The organism is Runella sp. R5_40 (genome assembly GCF_057652295.1).
Genome location: NZ_JBYFCH010000017.1, coordinates 93,321 through 118,102, shown reverse-complemented (window position 1 = coordinate 118,102; position 24,782 = coordinate 93,321). Strand labels below are relative to the sequence as shown.

Annotated in this window: 22 protein-coding genes; 4 read left to right on the top strand and 18 right to left on the bottom strand. The window is 45.4% G+C overall.

Features of this window, described 5'->3' with window-relative positions; genetic code table 11:
* Positions 1-34: 34 nt before the first annotated feature.
* From AC23N5_RS23090 to gldJ, 8 genes are all read right to left on the bottom strand, one after another.
* Positions 35-850 carry a serine O-acetyltransferase gene (locus AC23N5_RS23090; RefSeq protein WP_122931086.1) on the bottom strand — a complete coding sequence of 272 codons (816 nt, stop codon included), beginning with the start codon at positions 848-850 and terminating at the stop codon, positions 35-37.
* Between the two features lie 61 nt (positions 851-911).
* On the bottom strand, positions 912-2,840 hold the full coding sequence (locus AC23N5_RS23085) for a family 2A encapsulin nanocompartment cargo protein cysteine desulfurase (RefSeq protein ID WP_487757425.1): 1,929 nt from the start codon (positions 2,838-2,840) through the stop codon (positions 912-914).
* Positions 2,824-3,750 (bottom strand): family 2A encapsulin nanocompartment shell protein, encoded by a 927-nt coding sequence (locus tag AC23N5_RS23080; protein WP_487757424.1) that lies wholly within the window; start codon positions 3,748-3,750, stop codon positions 2,824-2,826. Before AC23N5_RS23080 ends, AC23N5_RS23085 begins: the two co-directional genes overlap by 17 nt.
* 9 nt (positions 3,751-3,759) lie before the next feature.
* Positions 3,760-4,362: a redoxin domain-containing protein gene (locus AC23N5_RS23075; protein WP_183976506.1), complete on the bottom strand. Its 603-nt coding sequence runs from the start codon at positions 4,360-4,362 to the stop codon at positions 3,760-3,762.
* Between the two features lie 6 nt (positions 4,363-4,368).
* Positions 4,369-5,595, bottom strand: coding sequence for a sterol desaturase family protein (locus tag AC23N5_RS23070; protein ID WP_487757423.1), 1,227 nt, complete (start codon positions 5,593-5,595; stop codon positions 4,369-4,371).
* An 11-nt stretch (positions 5,596-5,606) separates the two neighbouring features.
* Positions 5,607-6,488 carry a sulfite exporter TauE/SafE family protein gene (locus tag AC23N5_RS23065; protein ID WP_487757422.1) on the bottom strand — a complete coding sequence of 294 codons (882 nt, stop codon included), beginning with the start codon at positions 6,486-6,488 and terminating at the stop codon, positions 5,607-5,609.
* 65 nt (positions 6,489-6,553) lie between these two features.
* Complete coding sequence (locus tag AC23N5_RS23060; protein WP_487757421.1) at positions 6,554-9,121, bottom strand: TonB-dependent receptor; 2,568 nt, start codon at positions 9,119-9,121, stop codon at positions 6,554-6,556.
* A gap of 294 nt (positions 9,122-9,415) precedes the next feature.
* Positions 9,416-10,714 (bottom strand): gliding motility lipoprotein GldJ, encoded by a 1,299-nt coding sequence (gldJ, locus tag AC23N5_RS23055; protein ID WP_183976514.1) that lies wholly within the window; start codon positions 10,712-10,714, stop codon positions 9,416-9,418.
* 248 nt (positions 10,715-10,962) lie between these two features.
* On the opposite strand from gldJ, the gene AC23N5_RS23050 reads away from it, so the two are divergent.
* Positions 10,963-12,378, top strand: coding sequence for a prenyltransferase/squalene oxidase repeat-containing protein (locus AC23N5_RS23050; protein WP_487757420.1), 1,416 nt, complete (start codon positions 10,963-10,965; stop codon positions 12,376-12,378).
* Here the strand turns inward: AC23N5_RS23050 and AC23N5_RS23045 are convergent.
* From AC23N5_RS23045 to AC23N5_RS23035, 3 genes are all read right to left on the bottom strand, one after another.
* Complete coding sequence (locus AC23N5_RS23045; protein ID WP_487757419.1) at positions 12,372-13,382, bottom strand: WD40/YVTN/BNR-like repeat-containing protein; 1,011 nt, start codon at positions 13,380-13,382, stop codon at positions 12,372-12,374. The two genes, AC23N5_RS23050 and AC23N5_RS23045, sit on opposite strands and share 7 nt — an antisense overlap.
* Positions 13,383-13,547: 165 nt before the next feature.
* Positions 13,548-13,739: a hypothetical protein gene (locus AC23N5_RS23040; RefSeq protein ID WP_183976520.1), complete on the bottom strand. Its 192-nt coding sequence runs from the start codon at positions 13,737-13,739 to the stop codon at positions 13,548-13,550.
* A 53-nt stretch (positions 13,740-13,792) separates the two neighbouring features.
* On the bottom strand, positions 13,793-13,945 hold the full coding sequence (locus tag AC23N5_RS23035) for a lmo0937 family membrane protein (protein ID WP_122931076.1): 153 nt from the start codon (positions 13,943-13,945) through the stop codon (positions 13,793-13,795).
* A gap of 194 nt (positions 13,946-14,139) precedes the next feature.
* On the opposite strand from AC23N5_RS23035, the gene AC23N5_RS23030 reads away from it, so the two are divergent.
* Positions 14,140-15,000 carry a hypothetical protein gene (locus AC23N5_RS23030; RefSeq protein ID WP_183976522.1) on the top strand — a complete coding sequence of 287 codons (861 nt, stop codon included), beginning with the start codon at positions 14,140-14,142 and terminating at the stop codon, positions 14,998-15,000.
* Here AC23N5_RS23030 and AC23N5_RS23025 read toward each other — a convergent pair.
* From AC23N5_RS23025 to rpoN, 5 genes are read right to left on the bottom strand one after another with little or no spacing between them, the layout of a single operon-like run.
* A complete protein-coding gene (locus tag AC23N5_RS23025; RefSeq protein WP_183976523.1) occupies positions 14,942-16,408 on the bottom strand; it encodes a hybrid sensor histidine kinase/response regulator in 1,467 nt (488 codons plus the stop codon). The two genes, AC23N5_RS23030 and AC23N5_RS23025, sit on opposite strands and share 59 nt — an antisense overlap.
* Positions 16,409-16,423: 15 nt before the next feature.
* Positions 16,424-16,894, bottom strand: coding sequence for a response regulator (locus AC23N5_RS23020; protein ID WP_183976525.1), 471 nt, complete (start codon positions 16,892-16,894; stop codon positions 16,424-16,426).
* A gap of 43 nt (positions 16,895-16,937) precedes the next feature.
* The gene (locus AC23N5_RS23015) at positions 16,938-18,935 is read right to left on the bottom strand and encodes a PAS domain-containing sensor histidine kinase (protein WP_487757418.1); all 1,998 of its coding nucleotides are present in this window, start codon (positions 18,933-18,935) and stop codon (positions 16,938-16,940) included.
* A gap of 32 nt (positions 18,936-18,967) precedes the next feature.
* Positions 18,968-20,464: a sigma-54-dependent transcriptional regulator gene (locus AC23N5_RS23010; protein WP_183976529.1), complete on the bottom strand. Its 1,497-nt coding sequence runs from the start codon at positions 20,462-20,464 to the stop codon at positions 18,968-18,970.
* 35 nt (positions 20,465-20,499) lie between these two features.
* Complete coding sequence (rpoN, locus tag AC23N5_RS23005; RefSeq protein ID WP_487757417.1) at positions 20,500-21,936, bottom strand: RNA polymerase factor sigma-54; 1,437 nt, start codon at positions 21,934-21,936, stop codon at positions 20,500-20,502.
* A gap of 149 nt (positions 21,937-22,085) precedes the next feature.
* Here rpoN and AC23N5_RS23000 point away from each other — a divergent pair, with 149 nt between their 5' ends.
* Together AC23N5_RS23000 and AC23N5_RS22995 are read left to right on the top strand one after the other, a co-directional pair.
* Positions 22,086-23,594, top strand: a complete 1,509-nt coding sequence (locus AC23N5_RS23000; protein WP_487757416.1) for a sensor histidine kinase — start codon at positions 22,086-22,088, stop codon at positions 23,592-23,594.
* Positions 23,595-23,603: 9 nt separating this feature from the next.
* On the top strand, positions 23,604-24,032 hold the full coding sequence (locus tag AC23N5_RS22995; RefSeq protein ID WP_183976534.1) for a response regulator: 429 nt from the start codon (positions 23,604-23,606) through the stop codon (positions 24,030-24,032).
* Here the strand turns inward: AC23N5_RS22995 and AC23N5_RS22990 are convergent.
* Positions 24,029-24,403: a hypothetical protein gene (locus AC23N5_RS22990; RefSeq protein WP_183976536.1), complete on the bottom strand. Its 375-nt coding sequence runs from the start codon at positions 24,401-24,403 to the stop codon at positions 24,029-24,031. The two genes, AC23N5_RS22995 and AC23N5_RS22990, sit on opposite strands and share 4 nt — an antisense overlap.
* Positions 24,393-24,758: a phage holin family protein gene (locus AC23N5_RS22985; protein WP_487757415.1), complete on the bottom strand. Its 366-nt coding sequence runs from the start codon at positions 24,756-24,758 to the stop codon at positions 24,393-24,395. The genes AC23N5_RS22990 and AC23N5_RS22985 overlap by 11 nt, the downstream gene beginning before the upstream one ends.
* Between the last annotated feature and the right edge of the window lie 24 nt (positions 24,759-24,782).

The window sequence follows — 24,782 nt, the reverse complement described above, 5'->3', positions numbered from 1 at the left end:
GCAAAAATAAAACACAAGGCTTAAAAAGCAAACCTTAGTCAAACACCTCGTCTTTTACTTCGATTCGGAGTTGGTGGGTATTAAAAACGTGCGAATTGGGTGCTACACTTTTGGTTAAAAATACGCTGCCCCCAATGATGCTGTTTTTACCAATGACGGTTTTTCCGCCAAGGATGGTAGTTCGGGCGTAAATGATGACGTTGTCTTCTACCGTAGGGTGGCGTTTTACTTCGGCCAGCTCTTTGGCTACTTGCAATGCTCCTAGCGTAACTCCTTGATAAATAGAAACATTATTTCCAATGATGGCCGTTGCGCCAATTACAATGCCTGTACTATGGTCAATCATAAAGGGGACTCCAATCTTCGCCGCAGGGTGAATGTCGGTGCCCGTATTTCGGTGCGCATACTCGCTCAAAATCCGTGGTAAAACGGGTACTTTTAAGAGCGTTAACTGATGAGCGATTCGGTAAACGGCAATGGCGTAAAAGCCTGGATAAGAAACGATTACTTCGTGAATGCTCGTAGCGGCGGGGTCAAACTCGTAAATCTTGGCGGCGTCGGCTCGTAAATGGTGATAGACCGTTTCTAATGATTGATAAAAGGCATTGACCGTCCCTTCAATATCGGCTTCCGTAGGGTCTAAGTAACTCAATAAAATATTCTCAAGGTCAATTTGATTCTTTTTGAGGATACCCACATAGGTTGCCTTTTTATGCAAACGGTTGTTGGGAAAAAGAAACTCAAAGAGGTTCGTCAACCAATCAATCGAATCTTGGATTTTTGGCGTTGCTTCCCATTCTGCTTTGTGCGTGTGGTGAAGCTTATCGATAAATTCTTTTACGTCAGACATAGTGAAAGAAAGGTTTCAATTCTGAAACCTTATAGGTTTTAAAAACCTATAAGGTTTAGGGTTATTTTTTATGTTGCAAACGATAGAGCGTTTCTACCAACGTGTCGATGTCGGCGCAGGTATTGTAAAACGCCAACGAAGGTCGAACGGTACTTTCCAAGCCAAAACGCCGCAAAATAGGCTGTGCACAATGGTGTCCCGTACGAACCGCAATTCCCTCTTTGTTAAGGGCTTGTCCTACTTCGTCGTTGGTGTACCCCTTTAAGGTAAACGACAAAACACTGGCTTTGTCGGGAGCAGTACCTACCAATCGAAGTCCTGGAACGTCTTTCAACAAATGAGTGGCGTAGTGCAACAATTGATGCTCGTATTGGTAAATAAGGTTCATGCCTAAACCTGTGACGTAGTCAATGGCAGCGCCGAGCCCCACTGCGTCGGCGATGTTTCCCGTTCCTGCTTCAAAACGAGAAGGAGCGGGGTGGTAAACGGTACGCTCAAACGTCACGTCTTTGATCATGTTTCCCCCACCTTGCCAAGGTTGAATCTGATTCAGCAAGTCTTCTTTGCCATAAACCACGCCAATGCCCGTTGGCCCGAACACCTTGTGTCCCGAAAAGACAAAAAAGTCGGCGTTTAAGTAACGAACATCCACGCTCATGTGCGAAACCGATTGGGCGCCATCGACGAGCACTTTTGCGCCAATCTGGTGAGCGAGTTCAACGATTTGCTTGGCTGGAGTAACCGTTCCTAAGGCGTTGGAAACCTGCGTAAACGATACGAGTTTGGTGCGGGAGTTGAGCAATTTTACGTACTCTTCCAAGATTACTTGGCCATCATCATCCACGGGAATCACGCGCAAACGCGCGCCTTTTTTCTGCGCCAATTGCTGCCAAGGTACAATGTTGGCGTGGTGCTCAAGGTGGCTGACAATGATTTCGTCACCTGCGTTAATAAATTGTTCTCCAAAACTTTTAGCTACCAAATTAATCGCTTCCGTTGCCCCCCGAACAAACACAATTTCGTTGGTCGAAGCGGCATTCAAAAATGCCCTAACTTTTTCGCGTGCTGCTTCGTAGGCATCGGTAGCGCGAGCAGCTAATTCGTGGGCAGCGCGGTGAATGTTTGAGTTTTCGTGTTCGTAAAAATAACTCAAACGGTCGATGACCAACTTAGGCTTTTGGGTCGTAGCCGCGTTATCTAACCAAATCAGAGGTTTCCCGTTGACAGTTTCCTGAAGACTGGGAAAGTCTTTTTTGATGAGTGCAGCGTCCAACGGGAGCTTTGGAGTTGATTTTAAGCTACTGGCGGAAGCTGTTGTTGGAGAAACAAAAGGCAATTGCGGTACGAAACCATCCCCTAAGCCGTGCAAAGGGTTGCCCGAAAGAAAATAGTAAGGGCTGCCTAGTTGAGGTACTGACGCAACGTGGTTTGACCCCGAAAGTGCTTCCAGTGCTTGTTGTAATTCGGATTCAAACGAAAAATTGGATTGGTAGGGCAACTGTTCTGGGGATGTTTCCCTGCCCGACCCAATAGAGGAAGGAATAGCGTCACTTTTTAAGTTTTCGTCGGGAAAACTGGTTTGTGGATTTTCCAGATTAATGTTGTTGCCGTGCTGAATCGCCGAGGGCGACGCACCGCTTCCCGCGACGGAACTAGGAATTCGTCCGCCGTTTGAGCTAATGCTGGCAGGTTCGACCACGTGCGGCGTAGTCGGTTCTGTACCAGTAGCGACAAAAGCCGTTGGGTCGTGCAAAGTCGGTGTAATGCCAAGGCCACCCAATGCAGGCGGCGTGGGTGCGCCGTCTGCAAAATAGAAAGGAACCTCATTTGGAGCACCTGCGTGAACAGGTGTAAGGGCATGAATCGCCTGTTTGGCAAACCTTTGCGCAATCGGATGCTCACCTGGCAAAGCAGCAAAAAACTGATTGGCCAGTGCTTCCAATGCTGCTACGTCGGGCAGTCCTGTCGAGGTATTAATACTTGTACTCATGGTAGTTGCCGATTTCAACGTCTTCCAAAACTGCAATGGCATCGTCCACCAATACTGCTAACGAGCAGTAAAGTGAAACAAGGTAAGAGGCGATGGCCTTGTCGTTGATGCCCATAAAACGAACCGAAAGTCCAGGGGTTTGCTCGCCTTGCAAGCCAGGTTGGATGAGTCCTACAACTCCCTGACGGCTCTCGCCCGTGCGCAGCAAAATGATTTTGGTTTTATTGTTTTGGATAGGAAGCTTGTCCGAAGGAATCAACGGAATGCCCCGCCAAGTAATAAACTGTGACCCAAACAATGAAACAGTTGGAGGCGGTACGCCACGGCGCGTACACTCACGACCAAACGCCGCAATGGCCAACGGGTGGAGCAAAAAGAACCCAGGTTCTTTCCAAACTTTGGCAATCAGCTCGTCCAAATCATCGGGAGTAGGAGGGCCAAGGCGCGTTTTGATGACTTGCGACGGAACGACGCTGTGCAGCAAACCGTATTCTTTGTTATTGATAAGTTCGCTTTCTTGGCGCTCTTTAATGGTTTCAATCGCCAAGCGCAACTGCTCCGAAATCTGATTGTAAGGTTTGCTGTACAAATCAGAAACGCGCGTATGAACGTCCACAATGGTTTGTACGGCTGACAAATTGTATTCGAGCGGATTGTCAATGTAATCGACGAATGTTTGGGGAAGAACCCGCTCGTCGCGCGCCGAACAATCGACTTCAACGCTGTTGGCGTTTTTGACTTTGTTGAGACGGTAAACGCCTGATTCTACAGGAACCCAGTTCAAAAGGCGAGTCAACCAGCGAGGGGTGATGGTCACCATTTGCGGCACGGTACGGGTCGCAATCGCCAGCTGTCTAGCGGCTACGTCGCCTAAGGCCGTTTGCTTGTTTTTGTTGGATGTGTCTGACATAAGATGGATTTATTTTAGTGCAATTTTTACGGCCCGTTCAATTTCTTTTTCTGAAACAGCATATTCAAAGTCCTTGTCAACGTAGTCATAGACGATGTATCGGTTTCGGCTTATGACAAACGTGGCAGGGAAAGGTACATCCTCCGAAATCCCCGCGATGCGGTCCCAAACGGGTTCAAATTCGGAATAGACCCCCAGTGCTTCGCTGATTTTATTGTTTAAATCTTGGACTATGTTAAACTCAATCCCATAATCTTGTACCGTATGAACAATGTGTTTGAATTGCTCAGTACTGATAACGAGCATGTTAGCGCCTAATTTTGAGATAACGTCAAATGCTTTGTTGAGGCGGTCGAGGTGGGTTGCGCCGTATTTTTCCCATGCAGGACTGTATGTACTAAGTACCAAAGGCCCTTCATTTAGCAAATCGTGCAGATAGAAAAAACTGTTTGATTCCAAATAAACGGGCAGGTTTTGCCATACACCTACCTCGGCATTCACCCGAATGTTGGGGAGAAGTCCGCGATTTTTTACGGGCTGTACTTTTTGATAAGAAGTTGGTAATGATGAGATAAAATAATCTTCTCCAATGTTTTTTATGATGGCTCTCATGTTGTATTAAGAATTTGGGAGGTAAATGTTTCCGTAGAGTAAGCGTAGGTATTGGCGTTCGATGCTTCGTAAGTAAACCAAGGCGGCTACTAATAAGCCCGCCGAAAGTACAAAGGTGGTCGGAGTAGGGTAGTAGTAATAAACGACGCCCATCAAACTTCCCATCCGTAGGTATTCGAGGTAAAATACCCATCGGCGTTGTTCTAAAATGGCCCCACTGTTGACCAAGGTTAATAAAATAAACAAAGAAATAGCGAGCTGTACTGGTAGCGGAACGTAGTGTTCTAACAGCAAAAACCAAAAGAGTAAAAAGAGCGTAAACGCCATTTGACCCAGTACATAACCTTTAAATCGGTGAGTGGGAGCTTGTACTTTTCGGTGAGATAAAAAAAGGATTTCTGCTTTTGACCTCATTCGTTCATCGAACTCAGCAGGTTTACCAAATACGACTTTTAGTTTGTTCCAGAACCCTTTTTGTGATGTTACGGCAAGTCCTAGTTCGACAAAAAAGTGAAAGTGTTGCCATAAAAAGCTGTGACTTTCGAGTGGTTTTGTTAGGCCATAGACGGGTGCTTCAGTTTCTTTGGCAAACGTCCCAAACAGTTTGTCCCAGATGATGAACATATCCCCGTAGTTTTTATCGAGATACTGTTCATTGGCCGCGTGGTGAACGCGGTGGTGCGACGGCGTTACTAAAATATATTCTAAGATTCCTAGTTTTCCAATGAGCTGTGTATGCGTAAAAAAGGGGTAAATCCCGTGAATGATAAGTACGACTGTAATCATTTCCGCTGGAAAACCAATGATGGGAATGATGGTCCAAAAGAATGTTCGGGCTACGGCCTGAATGATGGTGATTCGGGTGCCCGTAGTTAAATTAAAGTCTTCGCTTTGGTGATGAACGACGTGCGCCGCCCAAAAAATATTTACTTCATGGCCAAGCCGATGGTACCAATACCACAAAAAATCAGTAAACAACAGTAAAAGAATCCAATGAAGCGGTGTCGGTTGGATGTCAAGTAGCGCAAAATGCCGATGCAAATAGTCATAGACAAAGTAAAAAGCGCCTGCGGTAAACAGGTCAATCAAGCGCTCTGCAATCCCAACGTTGAGGTTAGCAATGGTTTCATTAAAGTGAAAATACTTTTTCCCTGTTTTTCTAGCTATAAAGTATTCTAATCCGATAAAAAATAAGAAAAGGGGAACAGCAAAGGCAAAGATGTTGATGTTCATGGCGTTGAGCATTAAAACAAAGTCAAAATATTGCGTAGGCTAAGAAGTATAATAACGATTCCGACAATTACCATTAAGATTTTTGGGTTTACTTTCCCGCACACATACGCCGCAAAGGGAGAAGCGATGACGCCACCAAGAAGTAACCCGATAACCACACGCCAGTTATCAATGCCAATCAGTAGGGTAAACATCCCTGCACCTGCAGCTGCAATAAAAAACTCGGCGGTATTGACCGAACCAATCGTATAGCGAGGGTCACGTCCACTGCCAATGAGAGTGGAGGTAACAACAGGTCCCCAGCCACCGCCTCCAACGGCATCGACAAAGCCACCAAGGAGTGCCAACGGCCCGACGTATTTGGTTTTTGATTTGGCTTTTTTCTTACCCAAGGCTTTACGGATAACGATTACACCCATAACAAGTAGATAAATGGAAATGTAAGGTTTAATCAAATTGCCGTCAAACGAACTCAAAATATAGGCACCCGTGACTGCCCCAATAATGCCAGGAATGAGCAAAAGCTTGAACAGTTTTTTGTTGACATTCCCAAACTTCCAATGCGACAAGCCCGAAGCGCCGCTGGTGAATACTTCCGCAATGTGCACACTCGCACTCGCGGCTGCGGGAGGGACGCCCAAGCTCAACAAAAGTGACGTAGAGCTTATTCCGTAGGCCATTCCTAAAGCACCGTCGATGGTTTGGGCCAGAAAACCTGCCCCAATAAAAAGGAGGGTTTCGGAGGTAAATAAGTCCTTAAAACTCAGTTTCAGGTTGGCTCCCCAAAGCTGCCATCCTCCCAGACCCACGGCGGCTACTAAGATAAAAGCAAAAAGACCGAAGAGAATGTAATCACCTCCAAATACTCTTTTTTGAACGGATGTCTGTGCCATGGTTGTGTTTGTTTAGGGTTTGAACGAGGGTTAAAAACGACACCCTCGTTCAAAATACAGTGAGATTATAGCGTGTATCGAAGCGTTACGCCGTAGGTACGTGGATCACCCAAAATACCGCCGATTTGGCCTGCACTACCTGGAGCGACCAACAATTGCTCGTAGTAATCTTTGTTGCCTAAGTTTCTTCCCCAGATGAAAATAGACAAGCCATTTGATGCTCTGAAACCTACGCGGCCGTTGAGCAACGCGTATCCTTCAATGTCTAAGAAAGCCGAAGGTGAAGGGCTTGACGAGAATGTAGAGCGGTAATACACATCAAGACCACCGAAGAAATTGCCTTTTAGTCCCAATAGGCTTCCTTTGCCCGTAATTTCAGTACCAAGTGATCCTGCGTATTTTGAAATACCTGGTAACTGACCTCCCGAAACATCTTTGAAAGCTTGTGCGCCACCCACTTCTTCAATAGGCACTGGAGCGTTGGTGAATTTCACGTACTTCCCGTCTGTGTAGGCAAAAGCACCCGTGAAAGAGAGGTGGTTATTTGCTTTGATGTTTCCATCTATTTCTAAACCAATCACTCTTACGCGTTCAGCATTGGCCAAATATCCTCTATTTACCCCAGGTTCAGGAGTTTGTACTTGCGTTTGGTAATCTTTTATGTCGGTGTTATGAAATACGATGTTCAACACGGAGTTGGCAGAAGGCTTGGTTTTTAACCCAAATTCAAGGTGAGAAACCGCTTCTGGTTTAACCGTAGCCAATTCAGTCAATACTCGACCGCTTGCCGTTGGCAAACCACCTACGTTGACACCAATTGGTTTATAGCTCAGTGAATACGTTCCGAAAGCATTGACGTTTTTGTTGAATTTATACTGTACTGTTAGCTGTCCAGAGAAATTACCTTCAGAGGCATCAATGTCAAAGGTTTGGTTGCTATATACCCCATTTTTCAAGGCCAATAAAGCGGCGTCGGTAGTTTGTAAGCCTCCGTAGGTAACTCGACTGTAGTTAGCTTTCTTTGTGTCGTTGTTGTATCTAATACCTGGTAAGATGTGCAATTTGCTGGTGATGGCCCAGTCCGCTTGCGCAAATAATGCTACGCTGGATGACTTGATGCCGTAGGTAGTTTTGATACCAAAATTATCAAACAAGCCAGGAGTTTTCCAAAGCGCACTGGTAGAGCTTTGGGCAAAACGCCACTGTGCCGAACCTGCTTCTTCAGTGTGCACTGGATCTGTTCTTAAGTCTTGCCACAAACCGAAAGCACCAATTACGCCGCTTAGTTTGTCATTGATTTTTCCTGAATATCTGAATTCTTGCGAAAACTGGTCATGGGCAGAGGTTCCTGACGATATGGTGAAAGAAGGCAAGCCAGTGTAATCGCGGTCGTTAAGGGGATCCCATTTCCAATAACGCCATGCCGTTGTTGAGGTCAACGTTCCTTTGCCGATTTTAAAGTCTGCATTCAAGGACAATCCACCTAATTGGTTACCAGCTCTTGACGGCGTATCTAAGTCTAATATTCTTTCAAAAGCACTTTGATAGGGCAATTTATAGTTCAAATCGGCAATGATGGCGTTGAACTGACGGTAAGCTGCGCGTTGGGTAGTGACTACTTTAGCGACTGGCCAACCGTACCCCACAGGTTTTTGGTCAGTGATGTCAGCGATAAACGTGATGTTTATCTTTTCAGTTGGCTTGTACAAAAACTGCGTTCTGACGCCGATATTATTGATGTCATTGATATTGGTTTGGGTGCGAGTATTATAAAACAACCCATTTCTTTGTGTACCCGAAAACGAAACCCTTGCCGCTAGTTTTTTGCTCAATGGGCCAGAGATAGAAGTTTTTGCTTGAATGTAGCCGTAATTTCCGTAACTAAGCTCAAAGCTGGCGGTTGGGTCAAAAGAAGGAGCGCGTGAGGTGACGTTGAAGGCGCCCGCAGTTGTATTTTTTCCAAATAAGGTTCCTTGTGGACCACGAAGTACCTCTACTTGGTCGATGTCAATAAAATCGAGGGAAGTAGCTGCTGGACGAGCATAATAAACACCATCAACGTAATAGCCAACACCAGGGTCGATTCCGTCGTTGGTTAATCCGTAGGTTGAGCCTAATCCTCGGATATTGAGGGTGGTGTTTCGAGCGTTTGAGGCATAAAACTGAACAGTTGGTACCAATTCCTTCAAACGGTTTACGTTAAAAGCACCTTGGTCTTCTACCGTTACACCGCGTACTACTGAAATCGGAATGGGAATGTCTTGTACCGACTCTTGGCGACGACGCGAAGTAACCACCACGTCTTCGAGTTGGTTAGAACCAGCTTCCAAACGAATCTCAACTTTAGGTTCGTTGACAATAAGTTCGCGGGTTTTATACCCAATGTAAGTTACAATGAGGGTAAATGGAAGTTTTTGTCCCGTAACGAGTCGAAACTCACCATTAGCGTCGGTAGAAGCGCCATTGGTGGTACCCTTGATGGACACCGAAGCGCCAATAAGGCGTTCGTTGGTGACGGCATCGATGACGGTTCCCGATAAGGTAGCGTTAATAATGGGTGTGTTTTGTGCATTCGATTGAAATACAAAAAATAGTAAACCTATCGAATAGAATACTTTTAGAGCCTGTTTCATAATCGTGGCGAATTGGACAGTTTTTGGTGGTTGTTTTTGTGGTTTTAATAAATACTTATATCCTATCGAATATATGTATTATTAGGACTTTTAAATGGCCAGAGATTTTTTTCTCTGGCCATTTTGCTGGTTGCAAAGGTCTAGCAGTGATTCGTTAAATCCAACTATTTTATGAAAAATATTTTTTAGATAGATTTTGTATTTTAGTAAAAGTGCTTGATAATCAATCGTTTTTACACGAAAAGAGGCGACTTTTCAGCCGCCTCTTTTCGTGTAAAAATATAAAATTAATTACTACTTATTTCTACCTGTCGAAATCATCGCACAACGGAAACCAATCATGGCCGTCGAAGAATCTTGTGATAAGAAACGGCGTGTACCTGGTGACAACCAATAAGCTACGTCGTTCCAAGAACCTCCTTTATACACACGGAGTTTGTCGTTGATTACTGAGTTGTTACCTTTTACGTCATAGCGTTTTTCTTCGTCCAAGAAACCATCACGACGCAACGGGTTCAAGTCTTTGAAGTCCATTGATGACAACGGACGATAAACGTCATATACCCACTCGTTTACGTTTCCAGCCATGTTGTACAAACCGAAATCGTTGGCAGGGTATTTATACACCTCTTCCGTGATAATGGCACCGTCGTTTGACTTACCAGCAATACCTGCATAGTCACCTTTGGCACGCTTGAAGTTGGCCATCATTTCACCTTTGTGTTTGCCACGTGGGTTACGCAACGATGAGCCATCCCAAGGATAAATACGTTGGTTCGACTGGTTTTCGTCGGCGTACTGTGTACCAATCATTGCTTTGGCGGCATATTCCCACTCAGCTTCAGTTGGAAGACGGTAGTTCGGTAGCACGTAGCCACTTTCTACCGCAGGGCGCGCGTTGGTCATCAATGCTTCCGACTCAGCCATGGCTTGGCCTTTTTTCTTCTTACCACCTAGCGACGATTTCTTTGGTTTGCCCGTAGCTTGTTTGGCTAGGTTATCGTTCACAAAGTTGGTACGCCAGATAGAATAGTCGTTTGCTTGTACCCACGATACACCCACTACTGGGTACATACGGAAACCTGGGTGACGGAAGTAGTACGTTACGTACGAGTCGTTGAACGACAAGGGGTCGTACCAAACCGTTGTGTCAGGAAGTGCTTTAGAAGCTACCTCAGCCGATGAGTCGCGCTGTACATAATGGAGGTATTCGAGGTAGTTGAGGTTGGTAATCTCGGTTTCATCCATGTAGAAAGACTGCACACTGACCGTACGCTCACGATTGTCACGAGAGTTCATCACATCCTCTTCCAACGCCCCCATGGTAAAACGGCCTCCTTCGATAAACACAAGGTTAGGCCCTACCACTTGCGATTTGTAAGGCATTACTGCGAAGCCTTCTGGCTCGGCAGACGTTGCTGCAACACCTTTCTTCCCTTTTTTGGCTTTGCCGTTTTTAGAAGCAAAATCCACGTTCGTTGCTGTACTTTTCTTGCCTGGATTGAGGCTCGAAGGGTGTTTCGACTTACAAGCACTGATCAGCACTGTGGCTGAGAGCACCCAAATCGCCGCTTTCATACTGAATTTGACCATTTAGATTAAATAGTTAATCGTTATTAGTTATCCTTGTAATCGTTAATTACGAATTTTTGTACCTTAAATGTTTGTTTATTAACTCGGCAAAAGTACAATTATTGCCTTAAAAGAACTAAGAATCCGTCGATTTGTTGTCTATCAATAACTTTGCCAAACTTCAACAAGGCCGTTTTTCTTGTTTTTTCGTTCAAATAACGAATCCTATTTTGGCGGTATTGTTATAAGTAAAAAAGATTTTCAATAAAATGTCCCTTCGTCTTTCTCAGTTATACATACGATGTTGGCAATTGATTCATCTCTGCATGGGTATCATTTGTTGGGGAGCAAGTACCACAACTAACGCCCAAACACCTGATTCGATTGCGTTGGAAGTGAAATTTGCTCTTAACTATTTGGAAAAGAGCCAGTGTGCGCTCACCATTGAAGGCAAAGAATATGCGGGCGAATGGCCTGCTTACATGCAAATGCACACGCGTTTTGTATTATTAGGTACACGCCACAAGTACCGAGACTCAAACAGTTTTACCACAATTGGTATTCATAACTTGCTGGCCGAAATGTATTTGTCGGACACCGCTTTGCAAGAAATTCGTCCCATGCTGCTCAAAGCCTACCCCGAAATTTGTTCGTACGCGACCGATTTGGAATTTAATTTTTGGAAAAAAATGTCGCCCAACCGTGACTTACAACGGGGGGCAGAACCGCAGCCTGTGCCCTTGGTGCGGCGCCCAACGCAGTATAAATTGAATTCTCGGTATATCAACAATGCTGCCAACGTCGAAAATGACGCCGACGATACGGCTTCGGGTAACTTGGCGATTTGGTATCACAACCACATTTTTGGCACAAATGACAGCTTGGTAAGCCATCGGCTTTTTGACGCGTTTTTGGACGAAAATCGTAAAAACCGCCATTGGTACAATTACTTGTTTAATGGTTTACCCAACTCAAGTGCTTACATGACTTGGCTAGGAAAAGAGGCGGAATTTAAACGTTGGAATATCTTAAAAACGATTGGACACAACCAGACATTTTTTCTAAAAAGTAGCATTTGCTATCCAACGCCTTATCAGCCTTACATTCCGTACGGTACCAACGACCTAGACGCCGTCGTGAACGCCAACGTACTGACCTATTTGGCCAAAAAAGGGGAACTTTCCCAAAGCCGAGGGCGGGTAGGGGCAAAAAACTTTATTGAACACCAGGCAAAAATGCAGCGTTGGCGGCGGGCGGCGACGTATTACCCAAACCGCTACCATTTTCATTATGCAGTCGCCAAAGCCTTGGCTGCGGGCGATTCTTCGTTACGACCAACTGCTAAAATCATGTTAAGTCACCTCGTGGCGTCGCAGCGGGACAATGGAAGTTTTCGGAGTCGTCGAAAAGTAAATCACCGAGATGTGGTGCAGTCGTCGGCTTATGCGCTGTTGGCGATGTTGTATTTTAAAGAAGCAGGAGCCGATGTTCCTAAAGAAAAAATAGGGTTACTTGTGCAGTTTTTAAGCCGTCAAAAACAGCAAGAAAAAGACCAGATTTATTGGAAGGGAGGGGTGTTTTTTTCGGGAGGAACGGTGGTGCGCAATGTGCTTTACTTTACATCCGATGCTTACACAACGGCATTGATTGCCTTGGGCTTGCAAAAATTTCTTCAACTTTACTGAGCGCTTCCAACAGTGGGAGGCGTGGGCTGAATCGTGATTTTAAGCAGGGTTTGGGCGCTACCAATGGCTAATGCGGTGTTTTCGGAAGTAAAAACGGCTTCGTAAATGCTAAATTGGTCGTTGAGTTGTACGCCAAATCGTTTGTATTTTCCTGTGTTGTCGCCCAATAAAATTTGGCCGTTGCAAGCGGTGTAAAGCTCGTATTTGTCGTTGGTCACACGCCCCCAAACCAAGCCTGAAAGTGGGATTTCGGAACGCTGCCGATTGCGATGAACGCGCCCTTTTTTCCCAATCCACCCACCCATGGCTACGTACTGCGAAGGGCTGTCAAACTGAATTTCGTGAAAAATACTATTGCCTATTTTTTCCTGACGTTTCCATTGGTCGTTGGATAGGGCGTACAAAAAAGTCTTGTTTGGGGTGTACATCAAGGCATATACTTGCTGATTATGAGGGTTATACTTAACGCACCAAACCATTTGAAAAGGATTGCTATAGACTTTTTTCCAAGTGCGACCTCGGTCAATGGATTTGAGAATAAAACCCAAAGGAACGGTTTTCTGAGAGTGGGCAATGGCCGAATTGCCCCCGCAGATGAACGCCGTAGAGTCGTTGACGACGGCCATGTTGTAAAAACACGCTTTTTCGTAGCCTTTCACCCGTATCACTTCCCACGTTTTTGACACTAAGTTGTGTTTGTAAATCACTCCTTTATCGCCGCAAGCAATCAGATTTTGGTCGTCGAAGCGGTCAAATTTATAAATATCAACGTGTTGGTTGGGGTACGAAATGTCGGATAATTGGCCGTAGGCATCGCTGGCTTTGAGGGTGCCGTATTTCCCGCCAATCCAAAATTGGTTGGCAACGGGAATAATATCATAAAAAGAAGAGTCACTAAAAGACGTTCCTTGTTGGAGAACTTGGATACTAACCTCTTGAGCACAAACGGCCAAGGAGGTTAAGAGTAAGAGGATGATAGACGTTATTTGGGCTGTAAATTTCAACTATACGAGTTTTTTCTTTCCTGCAAAAATACGCAGTGGGCGGTTCTTTCCCAACTATCCTAAAGACAACTTACTGGGCTTTTACCACTATGGAAAGAATAAAACAAAAAAAACGGGCCATTCCAAGGCAGATGGAATGGCCCGTTTTGCTTATGGTACTATCTATTAGTGAAGAGCGTGACGCATACGGGTGGCGTTGTTTTTGACTTTCCGAAAGAACAAGTCACGGTGTGCTTGATCTACGTTTGTGTTGAGTCCATCCTGCTTTGGATGATAAGTTGAATAAAGCAACGCCGATGAAACTGCAAGTCCGATGAGTCCGACGCCCATGATTATTAACAAAATGAGAGCTTCCATACAATTGAACAGTTTTTTAAGTGAAACATCAACAAAAACGTAGTGTAGGGGTGCTAAACCGTTCCTCTACGGATAAATCCAATCAGGAACGAGATAACGGCAAATACCAAAAGAATGTGAATAAGCCCAGAAGCGCTGTAGGCAAATGCCCCAATTAACCAGCCTATTACTAAAATAACCGCGATAATATACAAGAGAGAGCGCATGATTGAAAATGGTTTTAGGTTGAAAAATTGATTGATGCTCAGTAAGTTAAAAACCTTGTTCCAGTGCCAAAACCACCCGAAAAATGGGGAAAATGAGGCGAGACATGGGAGAAAATGTGGAACAAATGCCACAGTTGGGGCAAACAATGGCTTTGGAACGCGTGTTTTATTACTAATAGAAAACATGAAAAACTATGAAAGCACAGATGAATAACCTAGGCGTCAAGACTTTACAGTTGCTTAACTGGGTCTTTTTTGTAGTGATGATTGCGGCCAACTACCTTGCCGTAGCGCTACCTTTAAACCATAAAACCACGGGACAGCTTTCTGACCAATATCCTAATTTGTTTGTCCCTGCCCCTATCACATTTTCCATTTGGGGAGTGATTTATCTTCTCCTTTTTTGGTTTTGTGTCAAACAAAGCAAGTCGATGTTTCAAAGAAATGTGGATCCTGCCACGGGCGAAACGGTTAGAAGTATCGGGTTGGGTTTTGTGACGACCTGCTTTCTGAATGCCTCTTGGATTTGTTTGTGGCATTTTGAATACATCGCCATTTCGGTGGTCGTTATGGTGTTGTTATTGGCCCAATTGGTTCAAATCAATCGTAAAATAGATGGAATTGCCCCTGCGCTTACGCTCGGAAGTCGGGTGGCACTAAAAGCGCCATTTGGGATGTATTTGGGCTGGATTTGCATTGCCACGATTGCCAACGTGACGGCCTATTTGGTGAGTTGGGGCTGGACAGAAAACGAAGTGTCGTGGGCAAGTACGATGGTTGTCATTGGAGCCATTGTGACGGGTATTGCTCTGAACCTACTGCGCAATGGCTACCTGAGCCTTTCAGTTTTGTGGGCTTTTACGGGCATCCTCATTGCACGTCATCAAGCAGCAGAGTACCACCGTATTTTAGTGTGGGCCACGGTGTTTGCCATGCTGCTTGTGGTGGGTGCGTTGGCGATTGAGTTATTGCGGTCGTTGTTTCGAAAAACAATCATCAGACCATTTCCTCCTCAGCAAAGGACGTATATTTCGCAAGTGGAAACATCACAGTAAAAGTAGTGCCTTTTTCAAGTTCGGATTCGACTTCGACCGTCGCTTGATGCGAATGTAAAATGGTAAGCGTAGCGGCCAATCCCAGCCCTAAACCGTTTGTTTTTGAGGTGAAATAAGGCTCAAACAAACGGTTTAGGTTTTCTGGACTAATGCCCGAGCCATTGTCTTGGACTTTGACAAAACAAGTTTCGTCGTCGATGTACGTAACAATGGTAAGCACGCCCGATTCGGGTTCCATGGCCTCGATGGCATTGATAATAAGATTGAGTAGGGCAATTTTAATCTTTGACGCATCCAATTCCAAAAGGCACGCTGGCCCAAATTCTTTGATGAGCGTTATTTTCTTCAAATTGATGCGGTCGATGGCCTCAGCCAGCGCTGCTTCCAAAATATCTTGAATAGAAACGTGTTTGAGAATCGTTTCTTGAGGTTTAAACGAATTGAGGAGTTCGGTAATAAGACCGTTGATTCGGTGGCCGTTACGTCGAATAATATCCGTAAAAAGGCGCAAATCTTCGTCTTCAAGCTCGGGTTCTAGTTGGTCGAGCGACAAGTGAATGTTGGTAAGGGGATTCCGAACTTCGTGGGCAAGCGTTCGTACAAGACGGGCCGTAGAAGCGGCTTTTTCGGCTAATAATCTGTCCCGTTCAAGTTTTTTTCGGGCCGTAATATCCTGAATAACAATCATAATGTACGGAAGCCCCTCGCTGTCGGTATGCCTGCTGATGTGAAGCGAGCAGAGTGTCCGTTCGTTGTTTTTTCGGAGCAATAGCGCATCGAAATGGTCTAACGAATCGCGGTGTTCAAGCGCCAGCACGTAGCGGTCGTAATCAGAAACGGTGACAAACAAATCGCGAAAATGAAGTTGTCGGATGTCAGTTTCGTCAAACCCAAGGAGGGTGAGTGCGGCGGTATTGTGGTAAAAAATGAGCCCATTGGGGCGCTTCAAAAGAACCGCATCTTTTATGTGTTCAAAGATGTTGCGCAGTCGGGTTTCGCTTTCTCGAAGCCGCCGAACACTCTCTGCACGCTCCAATGAGTACCGAATACACCGATTTAATTTCTCAGAATCCAACTCACTTTTAACCAGATAATCCATCGCCCCAAGACGCATGGCTTCGAGGTCGATGTGCTGGTCGCCTTTGCCCGTAAGCAGCACAATGGGGCAGCTTACACCCCTGTCGAGGGCCATTTTGAGCAAGTCGATACCCGTTTTTGCTCCCAACAAAAAATCAAAAAAACACAGGTCGAAGTTATCCTGCGTGAGTTTTTTGATGCCCTCGTTAAATGAATTTGCCCAAGTGATGTCAAACTTCTTGGAAGGTATTTCTTTGATGTAATCGGAGGTCAAATAAAAATCATCTTCATCGTCGTCAACGATGAGGAGTTTGAGGGTTTCGGTGCTCATGTGCGTTAAAAAAGCTTACTTACGATTTTGAGGAAGTTGGACAATATCAAGCCAGTAGTGGCCGAGGGTTCGGGCTATTTCGGTAAATTCGGTGAATGTGACGGGTTTGGTAATAAAACTATTTACGCCCAATTGGTACGTTTTTAAGACGTCCTGTTCGGCTTTGGACGTAGTGAGGGCAACGATTGGTATGGTACGGAGCGTTTCGTCCGACTTAATTTCTTTGAGGGCTTCGCGACCGTCCATTTTGGGCATATTGAGGTCAAGCAAAATAAGCGAAGGACGTGGTGCATCGGCGGGTTCGGCGTATTTGTTGCGTTTTTTGAGGTAATCAAGCAACTCAAGACCATCGTTTACAAAGCGAATGTCAATATAAGAACGGGCTTCTTCAAAGGCTTCTTTGGTGAAAAGTTGGTCGTCTTCATCATCCTCGGCGACCAAAATTAATGCTCGATTTTTGCTGTAGTGGGTGTCGTGTGCTTCCAAAATGGTTGGTGTTACAGGTTAAACATAGGTTAAAATGAGGCAGTTATTTGACAGGCAAGTAAAAGACGAACTCGGCTCCTTGCTCTTCTTGGCCTTCGGCCTCGATATATCCTTGGTGGGTTTCCACAATTTTTCGACAAATGGCCAACCCCAAGCCCGTTCCTTCGTACTCGGAGCGCCCATGAAGTCGTTGGAAAATCCCAAAAATGCGTTGATTGTATTCGGGCGCAAAGCCAATGCCGTTGTCTTTGACCGAAAATTTATAATAATGAAGCTCAGAATTAAGCTGAGGGTTGTACTTTATGTCATTTTTACTGACCTCAGCTGCCGAAATTTCAATGCTTGGTTTGGTGTCTTTTTTGCTGAATTTCAGGGCGTTGTCGATGAGGTTTTGAAATAACTGACGCATCTGAACGGGTTGGGCGTCCACCGTTGGCAAGTCACCAATCGTGACGGTGGCTTGTTTTTCTTGGACTTTCAGTTCGAGGTCTTCAAGTACTTGTTTAATAACCTCTTGTAGCGAAACCGTTTGCAGCGATTCCATCTGGCGTGATGCCCGCGAGTAGGTCAGAAGCCCTTCGATGAGGTGGTTCATCCGTTGGGCGGCATTGGTCATGCGGCCGAGCAAAAAACGCCCGTCGTCGCCGAGACTTTCTTGGTATTTCTTTTCGAGACGTTCGCCAAACGCAATGATTTTGCGCAGCGGCTCTTGTAAATCGTGGGAAGCTACGTACGCAAATTGCTCCAGCTCACGGTTACTTTTATTGACGGCTTCGAGCTGGCGTTCGAGTTCGCGTTTATAAATTTCAAGCTGCGTGACGTCAATGCAAACTCCAACGATTTTTTGGACTTTTCCGTGTTCGTCAAAATGGCTTTTTGCCCGAATAGAAATGTACTTCAAGTCGCCATTTTTATCAACCAAGCGGTGGTTGAGTTCGTTGATGGCATTTTTTCCTGCCAATAATTCGGCCGCAAAATCATCAATGGCCTTGATGTCGCTAGGATGTCCAAACTGATTGTAAAACCCTTCGGGAACAGTATGGTTGGGACAGGTGCTTGAGTCAATGCCTAGCAAATGAAACATACCTTCCGACCAGCGAAAACTTTGCTGGCCCAACTGCCATTCCCAGCTTCCAAATTTAAAAATAGATTCTGCTTCCTCCATTTGCGCCTGCTGACGTTCGAGCTCGACAATTTTTGTGGCAAGTTCGTCTTCGTAGCGCTTGGTGAGGGTAATGTCCGAAACGGTGCCAATCAGCGAAAAGCTTTGCTCGTCAAAAAAAGCATGGGTGCGAAGCAAAACCTGTTTTTGTTGGCCATTGGTGTCAATCATCCCGTGCTCAATTTCATAGTACGGGTCTTTGGAGGCAAGGTGAGCTTGGGCAATGGCCTGAACGCGCTCGCGCTCCTGCGTGGGAATCAGCTCCGAGTAAGTTTGAAACGGAACAAAGCTGTCGGGATAATCTTTGACAGACAGCCCCGTAATATCAAAAACACCGTTGGACCAATACACTTTGTCGTTGGCGGGGTAATTGCTTACAGCCCATGAGCCAAACTTAAGTGCTCGCTCGGTGTCTTCGATGTGTTGTTGTTTTTTATAAATTGTTTGCTCCCTGAGTTGCGACTGAGTGACGTCTTCGGCAGTAAGAATCAGGTAGTGGTTATTTCCTTCTTCGTCTTTTTTAAGGACAGTGCCACGGTTACGAAGCGTAAGAATGTCGCCATTTTTATGGCGAAATCCCATCATAAATTCTACATTTTCTCCGATCTGAAGGTTGTGAAATTTTTCTGAGATTTGGGTTGAAAAATTAGCACGGTCTTCAATAATCATAATCGGCCCAAACGTGTCGCCCATGTCGTGAATATCGTCGAGCGAATACCCCAGCAATTCAGTGACTCGGTCACTGACAAATGCTAACTTGTTGATTTTTAAGTCAATCACGTAAATAAGGTCAGGTAGAATACGGCAAAGCAATTCTACTTGGCTTCCAATCAAGTCGAGCTGAAATGTTTTAAGCGGATTATCGTAGGGTACGGTCATGGTATCTTAAATGCCAAAAACAGCTAGGAGTGCTAGCTGTTTAAGTTGAGGCTTTTCATTTTGTTATAAAGCGTTTTTCGGTCGATGCCCAAAGCGGCGGCTGCTTTACTTTTATTGAAATTAACCTGCTTCAACACATTCAAAATCATTTCGTATTCGGCTTCCAACGCGGCGGCTTTTAGGTCGGTTTTGTTAAACACAGCTTTCGCGGCTACGGGTACCGCCACGACGGGTTGGGGCGGTGCATAAATGGGTGCTTCTACGGGCGGCGGTGGTATGGAGGCTACCGCAGGGGTACTGGGTTCTAAAAATAGCAATCGACTGTAATTCAGCAATTCAAACGGAAGCGTTCGGGCTTCTATCATGCTTCCTTCCGATAGCAGTGTGGAACGTTTGATGACGTTTCGCATCTCGCGGAGGTTGCCAGGCCAAGGATATTCTTCAAACGCCTGAATGACTTCGGCCGAAAAACCACGGACATTTTTCCCCAATTCCTCGTTGGTTTTATCAAGAAAAAACTGAGCAAACGCCATGAGGTCTTGCTTGCGATCACGAAGCGGTGGGACGTCGATGCTAAACTCGTTGAAACGGTAATACAAATCTTCGCGGAATTTTCCTCGGCGGGCGGCTTCGATGAGGCGCTCATTGGAGGCAACAATGATGCGAACGTCAACTTCGAGTTCGCGATTTCCGCCTATTCGGCGCACTTTCCGTTCTTGCACCACGCGGAGTAAAGACACCTGGACATCGTAAGGTAAATTTCCAATTTCGTCCAAAAAGAGCGTACCGCCATTGGCCATTTCAAAATGACCGATTTTTTGGGTGAGTGCGCCCGTAAATGAACCCTTTTCGTGCCCAAACAACTCACTCGCAGCCAAGTCGCGAGAAATAGCCCCGCAGTCCATGGCCACAAACGGCCCGTTGGCGCGCTTGCTTCGGCGGTGGATTTCGAGGGCAACAGCTTCTTTTCCTGAGCCACTTTCGCCGTAAACGAGAACGCTATAATTGGTCGGAGCAACCAAGTCAACTTGTTTGTACAACTGCTGAGATTCGGGGCCATTTCCTAAAATATAAGCAGGCGCGGGGCCACTGCTTTTTTTACGGGACGACGATGGGCTGTTGGTTTCTTCCTCGACCGAAGCCGCCGCAGGCACAATATGGTGGGTGGGCTGGCTGAGGGCTTTTTTGATGGTCAATAGAATTTCGTCGGGAAAAAGGGGCTTCGTAATGTAATCATAAGCCCCTTGTTTCATGACGTTGATGGCCACTTTTATGTCGGAATAACCCGTTATAATGAGCACAGGAACGTAAGGAAACCGCTCTTTGATTTGGGCTAATATCGTAACGCCGTCCATATCTCCTAGCTTGAAATCCGTCAAAACAAGGTCTGGACGAAAGTCGTCGAGGGTGGCCAAACCAGTGACACCATTGTGCGCAATGGCCACATCAAACCCATTTTTACTTAAAAAGCGGCGTAAAAGTAAGCAGATGTCGGTGTCGTCGTCGATGACTAAGATTTTTTGTGCCATGAGATGCAAAAACTAATTAAAATCAAGTAAGTACGTTATAAAATTCGCCGCATGGTTGCGGACGGAATATCGAGTAAATCGCGGTATTTGGCAATCGTTCTACGGGCCAATGAATACCCTTGCTGGGCCAAAAGTTCCGTTAATTGGGTGTCGTTGAGCGGCTGAGATTTGTCTTCTTGCCCCACCAACGCGACCAAAGCGGATTGAATCTGGCGGTTGGAAACTTCTTCGCCGTTGTCGGTTTTAACACCTTCGGTAAATAAGTCTTTTAAATGAATAATTCCAAACGGAGTTTGGGCATATTTTCCACTTGTTGTGCGCGAAATGGTTGATACATCCATTTTGATGCGTTCGGCAATGTCGCGCAACACCATTGGTTTCAAGTGCCGTACATCTCCAGTCAAAAAATACGCACGTTGCAAATTTACAATGGTGCGCATGGTTTTGAGCATGGTCGCTTCGCGTTGCAAAATGGCTTCGATTAACCATTGGGCCGCCGAAATTTTTGAGTTGACGTAACTAGCCGCCGAGCGCGATGTGCCCACAGATTTGGCATAATCGGTATTGACCTTCAGCGGTGGAATCCCGCGCGTGTTAAGTCCAACTTCGATGGCCTCGTTTTCGACCGTTATGATGTAATCAGGCACAATGGTTTCTTTCATCACCATGGCTGAACTGCTGCCGCCATCGACAATTGGGTAAGGGCGGAGGGTGCTAATGAGCGCAATTGCCTCTTTCAATTCGTGCTGTTGCAGGCCGCTCATGCGCATAATTTTATCATAATTACGGGCCGCAACTTCCTCAAAAAGGTCATCGACCAGCCATGAAGCTACGCCCGCAACGGGACTTTTTTCGCGGGCCAACTGCATCAACAGGCAATCTTTTAAGTCGCGCGCTCCCAAACCAATAGGCTCCATTTTTCGGAGACAATCAACCAAAAAATGCACGTCTTCTTCTTCCACAAATACCCCCGTCGTAAACGAAACGTCATCTGCTAGGGTGCTTACTGAAGCAGGTAAATAACCTTGGTCGGTGAGGGAATCTATCAGAAAATCAGCAAGTTGAAGTTGCTTTTCTGAAAAAGGCAACAAGTGGAATTGTTCTTTTAATTCACTCCGCCAATCGGTGGTTTCGACCACCACAGGCGTATATAGTTTGTCATCGTCGGAGGCATGGTCAATGCGCGTCCGATAGTCGGGTAAGTCATCGTTGCTAAACTCGTCCCAGTCCATGTAGTCTTGGGTACGGTCTTCGGCTTGTGGGCTCGACGAAAACTCCGCATCGTTCGCCTCTCCGTCTTGCTCGTCGTTTTGGCGTTCTTCCAAGAGCGGATTTTCTTCCAACTCGTTTTTGATGTACTGCTCAAGCTCCAGTGAATTCAATTGCAGAAAATTCAGCAACTGAATTTGGGAAGGCGAGATTTTAAGCGTTTGCTTTTGCGATTGTAACAGGTTAAAGGCAGGTGCGGCCATGGTGTGGTATGGGAATTGTTCTGTGGTTGTGGTATTAAAAAAATATGCCCAAGTTTCACTTTTGGGTATTTTTTTTGAAAAATGGGGCAGCAAATTTTAGTTAATTCTAAAAAAATGCTGAATTTTGATAGACTTGGTAACAGTTTCGCATGAGAACAAGAGCGCAGAAAATTAAAGTGTGGTTTTTGATTCGTTTTTTACCCAAATTGGGGAAATATTTCCACAGTTTTTCGGGTAAAAAAATTCCCAATTTGAATCCTTTGTATTCCGTCCCCAGTGCTCTTTTTACCATTATCTTGGCGACGTTTGTCAGCTTACTTTTATTGGTTTTTTTGAGTTGGGTTACCTTCAATCACTTTGAAGAGATGGGAAAACGGACGAATGATGTGGCGCATTCGTACCAAATCCGATTTTTGAACAAAGAACTAATCAAGACATTAGTTGATATAGAAACAGGTCAACGGGGTTTTCTACTGTCGCATCAGGAGCATTTTTTGGGGCCTTACCAACAAGGACTCGAAAACATAAAGCATTACCAGTCGGACTTGCGGGCGCTCGTGAGCGACAATGATACCCAATTGAAGCGGCTAGATTCGCTGGAGATATTTATAAAACAACGGTTGATTTTCATTAGAGGGAACATTGCCCGTGCGAAAGAAAATATCCCAATCGACCTAAAGACCTTGAATCTTGGAAAAGGGTATATGGATAAGATTCGGGCTACCTCCGAGCGTTTTGATCAGCAAGAGAAAGGCTACTTAGAAGTCCGCATTGAATTACAAAAAAGTGCTGACCACAACATGTCGCTGTATCTATTGGGGCTGTGTGGGTTAGCCTTGGCTTTTTTGGCCGTCTTTTTCCGTCTTTTGTACGTTGAATTGAGCCGTCGGATTGGGTTTCAAACGGAATTGGAAAATAAATTGTCAGAACTCGAACGTACCAATGCCGAATTGGAACAATTTGCCTACGTAGCTTCGCACGATTTGCAGGAGCCATTGCGGAAAATTCGAGCATTTAGCGAACGATTGCAGGTTCGGCACGCGCCACAGCTCAACGAAGATGCTCAAAATAGCCTGGTGAAGATAAGTCAGTCGGCGATGCGGATGCAAAACCTCATCAATGACCTCTTAGCATTTTCAAAAGCGACCAATCGAAGGGAAGAAAATTTCTCAAAAGTTGACCTGAACGAGGTGCTAAAAAATATACGAGAAGAATTGTCGGAGCGAATTGTACAGAAAAATGCACGCATCATAAGTCAGCCACTTCCTGAGGTGTTGGGGGTACGAAGTCAGTTTGAACAATTGTTTACTAACCTGATTTCCAACTCAATGAAGTATTGCCACGACGGCGTTGCCCCACTAGTGACGATTGACTACCAACAGGTAGCGGGGGGAGAAATACCGAATGCGGGCGATTTGCAGAGCGAAAATATATACCACCGAATTACGTTTATAGATAACGGGATAGGTTTTGAACCTCAATATGCTGAGAAAATTTTCGTAATTTTCCAGCGATTACACAGCCGTAACGAATTTGAAGGAACGGGAATTGGTCTTTCGTTGTGCCGTAGAATTGTCACCAATCATAACGGATACATACTGGCCGAACCTCGTCAGGGAGAATCGGGGGCCATTTTTCACGTTTACCTTCCCAAATAACCTAAACGAATGAACAAAGCAATAACGATTCTTATTTGTGACGACGACGAAGACGATGTGTATTTATTGAAGTCGGTCATGGAAGAATGTGGTATAAAAAATCCGATTGTGTATGCAAAAAATGGGCTTGAAGCAATAGCAAACCTCAATTCTCCTGCGTTGCAAAACAGAATTGGTTTGGTACTGCTGGACCTAAATATGCCAAAAATGGATGGGAGGGAAGTGCTAAAAGCCGTAAAATCGGATGGATTGTTACGGCGTATTCCTATTGTGATTCTGACGACATCGAGCGCCAGTGAAGACATCGACAATTGCTATTCGATGGGGGCCAATTGTTTTATTACGAAACCTGCTTCGTACGAAAACTTCAACGATACCGTCAAAACATTGCTTAAATTTTGGACCCAACTGAGTCGTTTGCCCGTGGGGGCTAATTAGCGCTTATCGGTTGCTTTTTTAAACCACCGTAGTCCTTTTTCTAGGAACGACGTGCTGTTGCGTTGAATGACGTTGGCGGCGGCATTTTGAACCAAAAAAGGAACAACTAGCCGTGGCAACCAACCTGCTTTTTTGAGTAAGCGACGGCGAAGCAACAGGTCAACGCCGATGCCAACGCCTACGTAAAGAAGTCCTTTGCGGGGTCTAGCAAACACATCTTTCACGACACCCAGGGCTTGCCGAGCGGGATTAAGCTCCTGTTGGATGGCTTGTACACGGGTGTGCATGTGAAGTTGTGACAAAGCTAATTTATTCTTCAAATTGGCGCGTTCGGCCCGAATATCTTCGATGGTTTGGATGTTATTTTTCATAATAAAATTGTTTGATAAAGGCATTGACAACGGGAACCCGAATAAATTGGTCTTTGACCCAAAACAGAACGAGTCCTATAATTCCATAAAAAAGACCCACTAGAAAAAAGCCTTTGGCGGGGCTATGAAGCCATTCGCCTAGCAACCAAGCTACTCCCAAGCTGAGAAATAAAAGCACGATAGTGCCGATGGTACCTAAAATCAACAACGACACGACGTGAGAAGCAGCGCGGGCTGATTTTTCTGAGAGGTCGAGAACGCCTAAGTTCCAACGGGCTTCGAGGTAGGTAGTGGCAGAATCGAGCCAATCAGTGGCGTTATCTTTGATTTCATGGGCTGATTTGATGACTTCCATGGCGGTAAGGGAAATGACCAAGCG